The organism is Roseibacillus persicicus (assembly GCF_014651675.1).
GTDB classification, from domain to species: domain Bacteria; phylum Verrucomicrobiota; class Verrucomicrobiia; order Verrucomicrobiales; family Akkermansiaceae; genus Roseibacillus; species Roseibacillus persicicus.
Map to the genome: position 1 here is coordinate 132,097 of NZ_BMXI01000001.1, position 13,217 is coordinate 145,313.

At 57.9% G+C, this 13,217-nt stretch carries 9 protein-coding genes; 4 read left to right on the forward strand and 5 right to left on the reverse strand.

All coding sequences use genetic code 11. The features are described 5' to 3' along the window. Window positions 1–53: 53 nt before the first annotated feature. Window positions 54–1,097, reverse strand: coding sequence for a DUF2891 domain-containing protein (locus tag IE099_RS00455; RefSeq protein WP_189566269.1), 1,044 nt, complete (start codon window positions 1,095–1,097; stop codon window positions 54–56). Between the two features lie 136 nt (window positions 1,098–1,233). On the opposite strand from IE099_RS00455, the gene IE099_RS00460 reads away from it, so the two are divergent. Genes IE099_RS00460 through IE099_RS00470 form a run of 3 tightly spaced genes read left to right on the forward strand, consistent with a single transcriptional unit; the run spans window position 1,234 to window position 6,501 of the window. Further along, window positions 1,234–4,314, forward strand: a complete 3,081-nt coding sequence (locus IE099_RS00460; RefSeq protein WP_189566271.1) for a sulfatase-like hydrolase/transferase — start codon at window positions 1,234–1,236, stop codon at window positions 4,312–4,314. 10 nt (window positions 4,315–4,324) lie between these two features. Then, window positions 4,325–5,803 carry a sulfatase family protein gene (locus tag IE099_RS00465; protein ID WP_189566273.1) on the forward strand — a complete coding sequence of 493 codons (1,479 nt, stop codon included), beginning with the start codon at window positions 4,325–4,327 and terminating at the stop codon, window positions 5,801–5,803. Continuing rightward, complete coding sequence (locus IE099_RS00470) at window positions 5,800–6,501, forward strand: trypsin-like peptidase domain-containing protein (RefSeq protein ID WP_189566275.1); 702 nt, start codon at window positions 5,800–5,802, stop codon at window positions 6,499–6,501. Before IE099_RS00465 ends, IE099_RS00470 begins: the two co-directional genes overlap by 4 nt. A gap of 2 nt (window positions 6,502–6,503) precedes the next feature. On the opposite strand, the gene IE099_RS00475 is transcribed toward IE099_RS00470, so the two are convergent. The 4 genes from IE099_RS00475 to IE099_RS00490 all read right to left on the reverse strand — a co-directional run bounded on the left by IE099_RS00475 (window position 6,504) and on the right by IE099_RS00490 (window position 12,004). Then, window positions 6,504–8,231, reverse strand: a complete 1,728-nt coding sequence (locus tag IE099_RS00475; protein ID WP_189566277.1) for a sensor histidine kinase — start codon at window positions 8,229–8,231, stop codon at window positions 6,504–6,506. Next, window positions 8,228–8,917 (reverse strand): response regulator transcription factor, encoded by a 690-nt coding sequence (locus IE099_RS00480; RefSeq protein ID WP_189566279.1) that lies wholly within the window; start codon window positions 8,915–8,917, stop codon window positions 8,228–8,230. Before IE099_RS00480 ends, IE099_RS00475 begins: the two co-directional genes overlap by 4 nt. Before the next feature lie 68 nt (window positions 8,918–8,985). Beyond that, window positions 8,986–10,146 (reverse strand): vWA domain-containing protein, encoded by a 1,161-nt coding sequence (locus IE099_RS00485; protein WP_189566281.1) that lies wholly within the window; start codon window positions 10,144–10,146, stop codon window positions 8,986–8,988. 118 nt (window positions 10,147–10,264) lie between these two features. After that, window positions 10,265–12,004, reverse strand: a complete 1,740-nt coding sequence (locus IE099_RS00490; RefSeq protein ID WP_189566283.1) for a sugar phosphorylase — start codon at window positions 12,002–12,004, stop codon at window positions 10,265–10,267. Window positions 12,005–12,050: 46 nt separating this feature from the next. Between IE099_RS00490 and IE099_RS00495 the strand changes: the two genes are divergently transcribed. Then, entirely contained in the window at window positions 12,051–12,923 is an 873-nt protein-coding gene (locus IE099_RS00495; RefSeq protein ID WP_189566285.1) for a class I SAM-dependent methyltransferase, read from the forward strand. Window positions 12,924–13,217 lie beyond the last annotated feature (294 nt).

The window sequence follows — 13,217 nt, forward strand, 5'->3', positions numbered from 1 at the left end:
TCCTACACTAAAATTCAGCTCTTTTCTTTGCAAAATTCGTCATCTCAAAACATTCAATCGCGTCCCACCCGAGTTTGTAAATAGATAGCGAAAGAACCCAACCAATGCTCACCTTCATAACTTCCACTCCAAACCTGCCGCAATCCTTCCTTGGCGTGCAGGTCCGCGGCTTTCTCCAACACTTCCCGGCGAGCATCACTCTGGGACAAAGCCTCCGCAATTGAACGCATTGTCCAGGCCCGCGTCAGGTTGAGACCGACCAGGTGCACCAAGTGCCCGTCCTCCAAATCCGAAACCTGAACCGGCTGCAAAAGGTTCCCCAGTTCCCCTTCCGCGAGCCTGGGAAAGAAGCGGTCCAGCCAATTGGAATAGGCTCTTTTCGGCAAAATACGCCGCATCAAGTCAGCCTCGTTGAGACCGGGCGAGAAGAAGTCATTCCCCGAGGGCTCATAGCGCACGGGGTAGTCCCGATCGTCTCCGTAGAAGGCCTGCGCTTTGGCCTCTAACAGCTCAACGAATTCCTCATCCTCGACCCCGCGTGCATAGTCAATGAACTGACCCAGGGGAAAAGCGGATTCGGGGTGAAAGCCACAACGAATCGGCCAATCGAGTTTGGGAAGATAGGTCTTGGCATGCTTCACAATAACCTTTTCCAAAGGACGATAATGCTTGGCCCATACTTTGCCTTCCTCGTCATCCCAGCTTCTCAATTCCAGCGCCAACCGCAAGGCCCATGCCCAGCCATACATGCGCTCGAAACTCGGGTTGGCGGTGAGATAATCGGCCTCGGCCTGGAGGGCATCTTCCGTGAAGCGGCCGGCCAAAACTCCCCTCACCTTCGGAGCCCACTCGGCTTCGGGAAAGAGCTTGAGCAAGCGCACCAAGGTCCAGTGACCATGAACGGAGGAATGCCAATCGAAGTGCCCATAGAACACCGGGTTCCACTCCCGAGGAGTCTTGTTGTCCTCCGGGGTGCGCCAGACGTGACCCGGCTTGTTCGGGAACTGCCGGTCAATTCCACCCAAGGCCAAGTCCACGTAGCGACCTGCTTGCACTTCATTAAAGGTGGGCTCTTGGGCCGAAACAAAATTCATCATGAGAACTACCAGAAACCATTTCACGACACCTAATAAAAAGCATTCCAACCCAACCCGCAAGCGGGACTTCTTAACGCAGTCTTTACAATCTCCAGCGCAACCTCAGGCTATTCACGCGGTTCCCATTTTTGTCCCCATGAAACCCCTCTTGCTCCTTCTTGCACTTCTCCTGAGCTTTCCACTGATAGCGGCTCCCATAACTGATTCGTGGCTGACTGAGCTCTCCGGCCGCTACGCCCGCATCTATCCCGACAACGATGCCCGCGATGCCCAAGCGCCCGTGACCACTTGGGCCCGGGGACAGGGGGTGCAAGCGCTGCCGACCTATGCGGGAGTGAGTGAGGTCTCCGCCACGGAAAGCGACGTCTACATCCGGACCTCCAACCTGGGCTTTCACATTATGGGCCCGTGGTATGGCGAGACGGGCAACCTGTTCCCCAACTACCCCGCCAATCGGGCGGTGCTTTACCGCTTCCCCCGCACCCCGGTCATCCCTTCGGAAAAAGCGCTCACCGGCCTGGGGGCCATCGGCTACTTTGTGGACGGGATCTCGATGTTCGACTCGCGGGATGCCTTTTCCTACGACAATTCCGCCGGAGTCGATGATGGCCCGACCGCTGGCGCCGGGGTCAATGGCGATGGGGTCTGGAACCGCGATGCCTTCGTGAACGAAAGTCCGACCTTCGATGCCGCCAACGCTCACCAGGCGGGTCCCACCCATCATTACCACGCCAACCCACCCGCATTGCGCCATCTGTTAGGAGGATCGGTGACCTACGAGGAAGCCAGCAACACCTACACCGAGGCCCCCAATGGCGAGCACTCCCCCATCATCGGGTGGGTGCGCGATGGCCTGCCCGTCTATGGGCCCTACGCCTACTCCGATCCCAGCGATCCGCAGAGCCCGGTGCGCCGAATGATTTCGGGTTACCAAAAGCGGGACGGCAGCAATGGCTCGACCAATCTCACCGCCACCGGACGCACCACCCGTCCCCAGTGGCAGGTTCGCAATGAAGGGCTCCCGGCCGCCCTCGCCACCAATCAATACGGCCCCGCAGTCTCGGCCCAGTATGTGTTGGGTCACTATTTGGAAGACTACGCTTACAAGGGCGACCTCGGGCTGACTCTCTATGAGGGCTCCGGGACTTTCGATGAGGCCCTGCACTTCGATCTCAACGAATACAATGTCCGCTGGGGGGTGACTCCGGAGTTTCCCGATGGGACCTGGGCCTACTTCACCTGCATCGATCCCGTGGGCACGCCGGTCTTTCCCTACAATATCTCTCGCTACTTCTTTGGCGAACCCAAGGGCGACAATACGACAACCATCCCCGCTACCGCCGAGACGATTTTTGAGGGCGGACCCGAGAAAGAACTGACTTTTCAAAAGATTCTAACAGCCGACGAAAGCGGTGACGTCACCCTCGTTTGGGATTCGGCCGAAGGCGGCAACTACACCCTCTCAAGCAGCGAATCTCTAGACGAGGACTGGCAACCCCTCGCCCGCGTCGCTGGAGCCGATGCCACTACCAGCCTGGTGGATAGCGCGAGACTCTCTGCAGACGAACAGCAATTCTATCAGATCACTCTCGACTACCTGCAACCCTTCGACGATGCGGGCTTTGACTACGATGGCTCTCTGGTCTCCACCGGCCCGCAGCACAATGTTCTCCTCCTTATCGTTGACGACTGGGGCCTCGATGCCTCGGAGCTCTACAATACCGAGCCATCCGCTCAACTGGCCAACATGCCGAATCTCAAAGCCTTGGCGGAAAGCGGACTCCTCTTCACCCGAGGGTATTCCCAAGCTCTCTGCTCACCTACACGCGCGACCATCCTAACAGGTCGTCAACCCTATCAACACGGTGTAGGCAATCCGCAATCCGATTCTACCCTCCCCGCTTCCGAACTGACCTTTCCTGAAATCATCGCGAACGAAGTCCCCGAATACGGACTCGCTTCTTTTGGAAAATGGCATCTGGGCTCCGGTGAGACTGGCCCTTTCGAGACCGGCGGCTGGCCTCACTTTTCGGGGACTCTGGTCGGAGGCCTGCCCGACTACTACGATTGGTCCCGGGTGGAGCTCAAAGAGGGCGTGCTCACCGACGCTGGCACGACGACCAGCACCTACGCCACCACCGCCCAAGTGGATGCAGCCGTGTCCTTTATCAATGAGCAAGGTGACGATCCCTGGGTCGTCTGGATGGGCTTCAATGCCCCGCACACCCCTTTCCAGGATCCACCTGCCAACCTCGCTCCAGCAGGTGGCTACTCCATCACTGGCGACTCCAACACCGCTCTCTACATCCGCATGTTAGAAGCCCTTGATACCGAAATTGGACGCTTGCTCCAATCGGTTGATTTGGCCTCCACCAACATCATCGTTATTGGCGACAATGGCACCCCCGGCCAGGTGGACCAAGCCCCTGCCGGCGGATTGGCCGGGGCGAAAGGCAACCTCACCGAAGGCGGGATTCACGTGCCCTTCTTTGCCCACGGACCGGACATCATTCACACCGGAACCACTGACAAGCTCGTCCATGTCGTCGACCTCTTTTCCACCGTTCTCGAACTCACCGGTATCAATGTTAGTGCTGCAACTGACGGGATCGAGCTCCACTCGCACTCTCTCGTTCCAATCTTCAACGGAAATGATTTCGAAGAACGCTGCATCATCTCCGAGCAATTCAATTCCACTATCGGGAACGGCCGCGCAATCATCATCGACCAATGGCCACACTACAAACTGATCTCCAGTCAGGACGTGACCGATCCAGACGACACCCCCTCCTACCAGATGTATGAGCTGGGGGCCAACGGGATGGAAATCAGCACCCTCACCACTCCCCCCAACCCCGGCGACCCTTGGGAGGAGGCCTACTCGGCGCTCGTGGCGAAAGACCAATCCCTGCAACCCTTCGTCACCACCACCCAAACCGTCTATCTGGAACTCCCCAATGCCACCGGACCAGCCGGAGTCCCGCAAAATGAAGCCCTTCTCCCGACCTCCGTGACCATCGATGGCATCGACGTCCTATCCATTGAAGGACGTCTCGACCAGGACGACAACTACGACCGCGTCTGGGTAAAGGTCCTCGTTCCGGCTGGACAAACCATCACCCCCGCGACGGCGAATGCGGTTGTCACTTTCACCGACAATCCCAATACCGGCGATCCTCGCGTTTTTACTGCAATTCAGGTCCTACTCACGACGTAATACTCGCGAAATGCTCTCGAAGATTCTCCTCGTCACCCTTTGCTCCGTATCCAGCCTCTGGGCCGAGCCCCAGAAGAACATCCTGCTCATCGTCACCGATGATCAATCGCCCTTCACCCTATCCACCTACGGCAACAAGGTCTGCCACACCCCGAACCTCGATAAACTCGCGGCCTCCGGGATGGTGCTGGACCAAGCCTATCACATGGGTTCGATGAGCGGCGCGGTCTGCACTCCCTCCCGCACCATGATCATGACTGGGCGCACCCTCTGGCACCTGCCGCAATTGCCTAGAAAGAACAAGAAGCTCAAGCCAGCAGAAGTGAAGCTCAGCCAGGAAATCACCAACAACTCTCTCCCCGCCGTTTTCAATCGGGCTGGTTACGAAACCTTCCGCACCTGCAAAGTCGGCAACAGCTTCGCCCCCGCCAACAAGCTCTTCACCACTGTGCGCGATAAAAGCAACCGGGGGGCAACCGAGAAGGACGGAAGCCAGTGGCACGGACGGCAGGCCCTGGAGTTTCTCGACACCTACGAGGAGTCGAAAAACGAGAAGCCTTTCCTGATGTATCTCGGCTTTTCCCACCCCCATGACGAACGCACCGGACGGGATGACCTCAATAAAAAGTATGGCGCGGTGAACACCAAGACCCCGCCCACGGAGATCAACCCGAAGTCCCCAAAAGTTCCAAACACCTGGCTCCCAGCCCATCCCTTCCACCACGGCCATCCCGGTCTGCGCGACGAAGTCAAGGTCCCCGGAGTCCTCACCTCCCGCACCGAGGCCACCATCCGCAACGAAATTGGACGCGAGTATGCCTGCATCGAGAACATCGACGAGCAGCTCGGCCTCGTCATGAAAAAATTGGAAGAAATGGGCGAACTGGAAAACACCTACATCCTCTTCACCTCCGATCATGGCATTTCCGTCGGTCGTCATGGTTTGACCGGAAAGCAGAATCTCTACGAGCATACTTGGCGGGTCCCCTTCCTCGCCAGTGGACCTGGCATCGAGCCTGGCAGCCGCGCACCTGGCAGAGGCTACCTCCTCGACATTCTGCCCACGGTCTGCGAACTCGCCGAAGTTCCCGTCCCCGCAACCGCCCAAGGCAAAAGCCTGAAACCAGTTCTGTTAGGAGAGAAAAAGGCCGTTCGCGACGTCCTCTACGGAGCCTATTGCGGCGGAACCAAGCCCGGCATGCGCTCGGTGCGCAAGGGCGACTGGAAGTTGATCAAGTATGATGTCCTCGATGGCAAAGTGAGAGAGACCCAGCTCTTCAACCTGAAAGAAAATCCCGATGAACTCCTTGCCGAGCATCAGGCGGAGGAGGTCGTGGCGGCTACCGGAATCAAGCCCGAAGCCCTGCAAGTCGACCTCGCGGAAAAGCCTGAATACTCCGAAAAACTCGCCGAAATGGAAGCTCTTCTCCTAAGCGAGATGACTCGATTGGAAGACCCTTACCGTCTCTGGGACCAAGAACAGAAATGAAGTTCCTCCTTCTTTTTCTCCTTACCCTTCCTGCCTCTGCCATCGTGTGGCAAGAGGACGCTGAACCCCAAACCGAGCAGGAGGGAGAGATGCGCAATGTGGGGAAGGTGTTTTACTCTCCCCTTCAAGTCCACGGCGGAACTTGTCTCGCGTTGGGAGGGAAGTGGGTTCTCACTTGCCGTCACGGGACCGAAAAATGGCCCCCCGAGTTCATCAGGGTCTCGTTTCCCGCTCTCGAGAAGAAGGTCTACAAAGTGAAGAAGATTCACTTCCCCGAGTCTGGTGACCTCGCTCTGTTAGAATTGGGCTCCAAAGTCAAAGACATCGAAAAAATCACCTTCGCGGAGAAGGAGAAGATTGTCGGAATGAAGGTCTGGCTCGGCGGCTTCGGCAAGTCCGGTCCGGCGGGAGACAGCAAGCTCAACGGAACTTTCCATGGCGGCTACAATCGGGTAGACAAGGAAAGCGGTGGCAAGTGGAGCCTCAGCCTCAGCAAAAAAGGCGAAGGTGAAAAGCAGGAAGCAACCGTGGCCATCATGGACAGCGGATCGCCTCTCTTTGTGGAAACCAAGGACGGATGGAAACTCTGCGGAATCGCCTCCACCGCCAGCAATGGCACGAACCCCAGCTATGGGGACCGGAGCAATTACGCGAAGGTTCAAGAGGGCGTGAAATGGATTCGCTCCCTCGTGAAGTAGCCTCAACGCAGCTTCAGCTGGAAGCACGCCCCCTGCGGAACTTTCTCGATCGTCAAATCTCCGCCCAACATTCGCGCCAGCCTCCGGCAAAGCGATAGACCCAAACCAACCCCGGGCTTGGAACTGGCGGCGGCCAAGGCAGACTTGTGAAAGGGTCGGAACAAGCGGCGGCGTTCGGAGAAACGAATCCCGCTCCCCTGGTCACAGACGCGCACGAAAGCTTCTCCTTTTTTCACTCGGGCCTCAATGCGCACCTCACCCCGTCCCGACTCGGGCAATCCATATTTGCAGGCATTGTCGACCAAATTGAAAAGGATTTGCTCCACCCCAGAGATATCGGTTTCGATCTCGAAATCCGGCTCCTCGTTGACCAGAACGAAGTCGGCCTCCTCCTGCGCAACCCGCTCCCGCAAGCGATCCTCGCAACGGAGAAGAAGCGCGCCCAGGGTCGTCTTCTCCTTTCGCACCCCCTGCCCGCCTTTTTCCAGTCGGGAGTAGGCCAAGACATTTTCCACGAGATGATGCAGACGCCCGGCCTCGGTGCTCATGGTGCGCAGGTAGTTGTCCTGCTGCTCCTTGCCAGGCACCATGCCATCAACCAGCATTCCCGAATAGAGGCGAAAGGTGGTCAAGGGCGTGCGCAGCTCGTGAGTCACGGAGGACACGAAATCCGCCCGACGCTCGCTTAAGCGAACAACCCCACGCACCAAACTACCCGCCGCTAGAAGCGCCAACCCCAGAGCCAGCCAACCCATCAACAACGAGACCCGCAAGGGAGTCCACCCCGCCGCCCGAGCCACCACCGGCTCCTGTCTCACCAACTGCCAGGGAAGCGCAACCAGGGCCAAAGGCTGAGTCGCCTCGACATTGGAAACCTTCTCCAAGCCCGCCTCAGGCAGCCACTCCTTGACCCCATCTAACAGGCTCTCCCGCAACTTGGCGGTTTGTAGCCAGATGCCCTGCCGATAGAGCACGCCAGCCCGATTGGATTCGCGAATCAGAAAGAGTTCCTCACCCAGCCAGAGCGGCTCATAGGCGCCCAAGGAATTGCGCGCAGTCAGCTCATTGAGCGGACTGCGATTGTCCACCACCTTCTCCAAAGTATCCTTCAAGACCGCCCCCCGCTTGGAGCGCGTGGCGTTGTTGAACTGAGTCTGATAGCCCGCCTCTTGCTTGAGCTGCGAGGGCGTGGACCAGTCCGGCTTTTGCACTTCAAAGGCCTGTCCCCAATCCACCAACTCATTGACATTGGCGCAAGCCATCTGAAACCCCTTCTTGCCCTCGTAGCTCTGATTGAGAACTCGCTTCAGCTCGACAAAGTCCTGCTCAAACTTCTGAAGTGTCTCTCCCTCGACACCGGATGCCAGGGCCCGCAACTTCTCTTGGGCATTGGGAATCTGGGGAGAACGAATCTGCCCCTCGCTATCGATCTCGAAGTTCAAGCGCACAAAGTCCCCGCTCCCAGCTACCAGCGGAGAAAGCTGGCCATCAGGCATCGTCACTTGAAACTCCTCCGCAGCCCTTTGACTCTCCGCAATCAAAAGCCCCGTTGCCACCCCATCCATTTGCGAAAGCGCCAAGCGCGAACGCTCCTCCAAATCGGCGCGAGACTGATCGACGAGACGCTGCTGCTCGGAGTCTAACAAGGCGCGAGATAGAAAACCGAAAGCCCCCAGAATCAAGGCTCCACAGAGGAGCAGACTCCCCCAGATTAGAAAGGAACGCTTCACGCAGCCCCTCCTCCCAACATATAGCCCTGCCCCCGCACCGTGACGAGCGACTGGGGCGACCGCAGCTTCTTACGGAGCCCCACAATGTGCATGTCGATGGCTCGAGTCTCCACCGCATGGGGTTCGAGACCCCAGATGCGCCTCAGAATCTCATCACGCGAGACCACCCGTCCCGCATTGCTCACAAAGTAGCGCAGGAGATCGCGCTCCCGTTCGGAAAGCTCGCAGCGCTCACCATCGGGATAGCGAATCTCGCAGCGGGAAAAGTCCGCCACTCCTTCGGAGAAATCCCACTCCGCAACCGCCGCCGGACGTTCGGTGCTGCGCCGCAGCACCGCGTTCACCCTCGCCAAGAGTTCGCGAGGCCCAAAGGGTTTCACGACATAGTCATCCGCCCCCAACTTCAGGCCCTTCACCCGGTCGTCTTCCTCCCCCTTGGCGGAAAGAATGATCACGGCCTGCCCGGGTCGTTGCCGCTGGAGTTCGGTCAAGACCTCGAAGCCATCCTTCTTGGGCATCACCAGGTCTAACAACATCAGCTGGTAGTTGGCCTGCAGCGCCAGCTTCAAGCCCTCCTCACCATCCCCAGCGGAAAGAACCTGATAGCCCGAGAACGTCAAAGCATCGACAATGCCCTGCCGCACCGCGCGATCGTCTTCCACTACCAATATTGTTGGGGCCTCCATACTGAACTCTCTTTTCGCAGAAAAACTCCGGGGAAACAAGTTCCCCGGAGACTCCACAGTCCTAAGAACTACTGCCCCAGCTGATATCCCAATGCCTTGGCCTGGCTCGCCACCGCGCGACGAACTTCATCGCCAAGGGTTCCGGCAGCCTCTTCGCCCTGCTTCTTGCGCTCGGCAGCGAGGAAGGCAGCTCGTTCTTTATTCAGCTCTTGAATACGCTTCTGAATCGCCTCCCGCTCGGCAGTCATCTTGGCGACATGGGCCTTGCGCTCAGCAAGGGTGAGTCCTTTCAACTCCTCGGGCAGGTGCTCTTCCTCGACTTTTGACCAATCAAAGTCCTTGGTGCGACAGGCATCGACGAGATCCCAGCTGCGGTTGTCATAGTTGAAGGTCGCCTTGGTCATGGCCCGGCTCACGGCCGCCTCTTTACTCACTTGGGCATTCCCATCCTGGGCCCACTGCTTGGTCTGACATTCCAGCCCCATGCTTCCGAAGCGGAGATAGGTTTTGTTGAGCTTCCCGTTCAGTTCGATGATGATTTTGTCCTGAGGACAATCGATTTGGACCACGGACTTGTTCTGGTCGATCACGCAAAAGGTTCCACCCGTCACGAGCGCTCCCGACTTCCAGCCAGAATTGACTCCCGTCGACTCGTCCCCACAGTGGATGCTGTTCACCACCACCGACTTGGCCATCGCTTCCCGACAAGCAGCCCCGGGGTCGATGGGACCCTGATTGAAGGGCTCGTTGCCGGCCACGAACATCGCGCGATAGGTTCCGGGAGTATCATCCCATTTCAACTGCTCAATGGCCCGACGAATCACTGCCCCACAATACTCGTTCCCGCCATTGGTCTTAAGCGAAAACAATTGCTCGCTCACCTCATCCAGATCACGGGTGAAAGGCAGCACCTGTCGAATCCAATAACTTTCTTCCTCCAGCGCATTGTTCCCATATTCATAGAGGGCGACTTCAACGAAGGCATTGCGACCATCTTTCTGCGCATGGCCAAAGGTATTCACGATGGACCACAGCTGGGTTTTGGCCTGCTGGATGAGCCCATCCATACTGCTGCTGGTGTCGAGCAAGAGGGCCAACTGCACCTTGCTTTCCTTTTTGTCCTGAATCTCTTCCCCTGCGGCTTCACGCGAATGCGCGCTCACAGGTTCAACCAGACCCAAGCCCAACATCGCGCAAGCGACGACCGATTTCATTGATAGTGTTTTCATAGCTTTGTTATTAGCGAAAGACAGCAGCTGTCCTTCCCCTAATAAGCGCTAGAAAACGTCCCGTGATTGTAAGGCGTTTGTAAGCAGCCAACAAACCGGGTGCGACCGGCAGGTGGATCTACTCAAACCAAACGCACTCGTATCCCCCCAAATTCCAATCGGTGGAATCGAGTTTCCTCTTCCGCCGCAACAGATTGCGGGTGGGCTCGTGACCGAGAATCTCCGTTACCCAAGCTTGGTCGAGCGGCTCCTCTGCTTCCGCGAAATTGAAGACGCAGAGCACCTTGCGCTCGCTATCGAGAGAGGTCCGCAGAATCGCAAAAAGATTTCCGGCAGTTGGGATGATGTCTTGTCCCGCATCGGGATGGAAAGCGCTACAACTGCGACGCACCCGTAGCATGGAGGCATAGACGTTGGCAATCCAGCCCGACTCGCCCTCCGGATCATCCAGCAGTTCTTCAACCTCCCGCCAGCTCAAGCGGCGGCGATTGATGTCGCGTCGCTCGCCACCCTCGCGCTGTGGTCCTTCGGTCCAGTTGTGCTCCCCGACAATGGAGTGGAAGTAGATCCCGGGTATGCCCGCCATCGCCAGCATCACCGCTTGGGAGCAGATGAAGCGGCGCGCGCCCAACTCCGGGTTGCCAATCACCTCCAGCGCGCTGCGGTAGGTCACGTTCATTTCGTAGGGAGACTGACTGCCATCGGGCATCGCCCGGTAGCTCACCAAGCCATCCCGCTCCTTGACCCGCTCGATCATCCAGTCGCGCTCGGACTCGGGAATCAGGCCCGAAAGAGGCCGCACCCCCACGCCATCGTGACTGGCGGTGAAGTTAAAATAGCTGCACCCCTCGGGCAGGTCACCCAGACCACTGGCCCACTTTTGCAAATACTGCGAGTCGCCCTTCAAAAGCGCATGGAGAAGAAGGGGCGGAAGCGCGAACTGATAGACCATCTGGGCCTCGTCCCCTTCCCCGAAGTAAGAGATGTTCTCCTCATGCGGGACGTTGGTCTCGGTCAGCAAAATGACATGCGGCGCCACCGTGCGCAGGACGTCGCGGAAGAGCTTGATGACCTCGTGGGTCTCGGGAAGGTGGATGCAGTTGGTGTCCTTTTTCTTCCACAAGAACGCCACCGCATCGAGCCGGACAATCTTCGCCCCCCGCGCGACGTAGTCTAACAGGATATCGAGAAAATCGAAGAGAACGTCCGGGCTCTCCCAATTGACGTCCACCTGGTCGGCGGAAAAAGTGGTCCAGATGTGCTTGAGCCCCTCGGGAGTTTCGGTGGGAGAAAGCAGATCATGCGGACGCGGACGGGTCACATCCTTGAGCCACTCTTGTCCTGGCTCTTCCTCGATAAAGTAGCGGTCGTAGGGCGCAATCCCGCGCACGTAGTTCTGGAACCACTCACTTTCGCGCGAACAGTGATTGAGCACGAGGTCGACCATCAGCTTGTAGTCCCGGCCAATGCGCTGGACCTCGTTCCATCCCCCCAAAGCCGGCTCGACCTCGCGATAATCGATTACCGAGAAGCCACCATCGGAACTGGAGGGCGAAAAGGGCAGAATATGGACTCCGTTGATGGCATCGCGCAGGCGGCGGTCGCAGAAATTTTTCAAGGTCGCGAGCGGCTTCTCCCCCTTACGCCGAATCATGTCGCCATAGGTGATCAGCACCACATCCTGCTCGGTCCAATTGATGGCATCGGCCCCCATCTCGTATCCATCGCGAGGCTGCACCCCGTAGCGCCCGATGAGCATGTAGAGCCGATCCGCCAGTTCTTCGGCCATTTCCGGACCATAAAGACGGGCCAAGCGGAGCTTCATGCGGGAAAAGGTCGTTCGACGGATCAACTTCATTGTTAGGACCAGAAAGCAAATCTCACGCCAGACTCCAATCGGAAAAATGAGGGTCCGTGTTTTGCAGGGCTCCGCACTTGCGATTTCGCATCGCACAATCCGGTGCCAGCAGGCCTCGATTTCGCTGGCGCGTAGCGTGGGGACCATTCACGGTGGCGGCGCTGTGTATCAATCTTTGGAAGCGGAATTGCACGATGTATTTTGGGAGGCTGAAGGCCCGGCTGCCGAGCTTCCCCTGTTGCGGAATTTTCTCAAACGCCACCCGGGAAAAGCCCTCGAAATCGGATCGGGTTCCGGCCGTCTCTTGTTGCCTTTGCTAGCGGAGGGTTTCAAGCTTGAGGGCTTGGACAATTCGACGGAAATGATCGAACTTTGCCAGGCCTCTGCGGCGGCAAAAGGCCTCGAGCCCCACTTATTCTGCTGCGATCTCTTCGCCCTGCCTGCGGGTTCCCGCTATCAGGCAATCACTTTACCCGCCTTTACCCTGCAGCTTCTTCCCGATCCCATCGCGGCAGTGGCGAGAATCAACGAACTGTTAGAGGTTGGCGGAGGAATCTATTTTTCGGTGTTCTACCCTTGGGCGGAGGTTTTCGATGAACTTCCCGAGAACGAGTTCTATCCCGATCACAGCCTCACTTTGCCTGATGGAAAAACAGCCTCCATCACCACCAAGCATTCCATCGACAAGGATGCCCAAATCCTGACCCGGGTGCATCGCTACGAGATTTCTAGTAGCGACGGAGTCGAGCGAGAGCACGAATCGACGCAAGTGATTCGATATTGCGAGGAACCCGATTGGGAGCACCTGCTGGACGCCACCGGGTTCAAGGTCACAGAGGTCTTCTGGGACTTTTTGCCAGACCAAGACGAGGAGGAAGAAACCGCAGGGGTGACCACCTTTTTCGCGGTCAAAGTCTAGCCTCGGATACTGTCCGTGGAGTGGACGTCTCGTCCACTCAAACCTCCTCTGGTGGACAGGATGTCCACCACACCCTCGGAGCACTCCCCATCCTCTCACTCCCGGCGCGTCAGAACATCCGTTCGTGAAGTGGACGTCCCGTCCACTCAATCCTTCTCTGGTGGACAGGATGTTCCCCACACCCTCGGAGCATTCCCCATCCTCTCACTCCCCCAAACCGCGCGTCAGAACGCCCGTTCGTGGAGTGGACGTCTCGTCCACTCAATCCTCCTCTGGTAGGCAGGATGTCCACCA

Coding starts and splice junctions, on each gene's coding strand:
- IE099_RS00460 (WP_189566271.1), top strand. CDS start 1,234: ATGAAACCCCTCTTGCTCCTTCTTGCACTTCTCCTGAGCTTTCCACTG.
- IE099_RS00455 (WP_189566269.1), bottom strand. CDS start 1,097: ATGATGAATTTTGTTTCGGCCCAAGAGCCCACCTTTAATGAAGTGCAA.
- IE099_RS00495 (WP_189566285.1), top strand. CDS start 12,051: ATGAGGGTCCGTGTTTTGCAGGGCTCCGCACTTGCGATTTCGCATCGC.
- IE099_RS00485 (WP_189566281.1), bottom strand. CDS start 10,146: ATGAAAACACTATCAATGAAATCGGTCGTCGCTTGCGCGATGTTGGGC.
- IE099_RS00470 (WP_189566275.1), top strand. CDS start 5,800: ATGAAGTTCCTCCTTCTTTTTCTCCTTACCCTTCCTGCCTCTGCCATC.
- IE099_RS00465 (WP_189566273.1), top strand. CDS start 4,325: ATGCTCTCGAAGATTCTCCTCGTCACCCTTTGCTCCGTATCCAGCCTC.
- IE099_RS00490 (WP_189566283.1), bottom strand. CDS start 12,004: ATGAAGTTGATCCGTCGAACGACCTTTTCCCGCATGAAGCTCCGCTTG.
- IE099_RS00480 (WP_189566279.1), bottom strand. CDS start 8,917: ATGGAGGCCCCAACAATATTGGTAGTGGAAGACGATCGCGCGGTGCGG.